This is a genomic window from Neisseria polysaccharea (assembly GCF_963392925.1).
Taxonomy (GTDB): domain Bacteria; phylum Pseudomonadota; class Gammaproteobacteria; order Burkholderiales; family Neisseriaceae; genus Neisseria; species Neisseria polysaccharea.
Genome location: NZ_CAUJNZ010000038.1, coordinates 1 through 835 on the forward strand (window position 1 = coordinate 1; position 835 = coordinate 835).

Genomic DNA, 835 nt, shown 5'->3' on the forward strand with positions numbered 1-835 from the left:
CAATACGCCTACGTTGTCGCCTGCCTGACCTTCGTCCAGCAGTTTGCGGAACATTTCAACGCCGGTACAGGTGGTTTTTTGGGTTTCTTTCAGACCGACGATTTCAATCTCGTCGCCAACGTGGATGACACCGCGCTCTACACGGCCGGTTACTACGGTACCGCGACCGGAGATGGAGAACACGTCTTCGATAGGCAGCAGGAACGGTTTGTCTACGGCACGCTCGGGAGTCGGGATGTAGCTGTCCAATGCGGCAGCCAGTTCGAAGATTTTTTCTTCGTAAGCGGCATCGCCTTCCAAGGCTTTCAGTGCGGAACCTTGTACGATCGGGCAGTCGTCGCCGGGGAAGTCGTAGCTGGACAGCAGGTCGCGGATTTCCATTTCAACCAGTTCCAACAGCTCGGCATCGTCAACCATGTCGCATTTGTTCATGAACACGATGATGTAAGGTACGCCTACTTGGCGGGCCAGCAAGATGTGTTCGCGGGTTTGCGGCATAGGGCCGTCGGCTGCGGAACATACCAGGATTGCGCCGTCCATTTGTGCGGCGCCGGTAATCATGTTTTTAACGTAGTCGGCGTGACCCGGGCAGTCTACGTGTGCGTAGTGGCGGGTTTCGGTTTCGTATTCTACGTGCGAGGTGTTAATGGTAATACCGCGTGCTTTTTCTTCGGGTGCGTTGTCGATTTGGTCGTAAGCTTTTGCAGCACCGCCGAATTTTTTAGCCAAAATAGTAGTCAAAGCAGCAGTCAGAGTGGTTTTACCATGGTCAACGTGACCGATGGTGCCAACGTTTACGTGCGGTTTGCTACGTTCGAATTTTTCCTTAGCCATG

General features: G+C 53.7%; 1 protein-coding gene. It reads right to left on the reverse strand.

Features of this window, described 5'->3' with window-relative positions; all coding sequences use genetic code 11:
* Window positions 1-834, reverse strand: an 834-nt coding sequence (gene tuf, locus RDY34_RS10545; protein ID WP_308073953.1) for an elongation factor Tu, incomplete at its 3' end; no start/stop codon positions are given.
* Between the last annotated feature and the right edge of the window lies 1 nt (window position 835).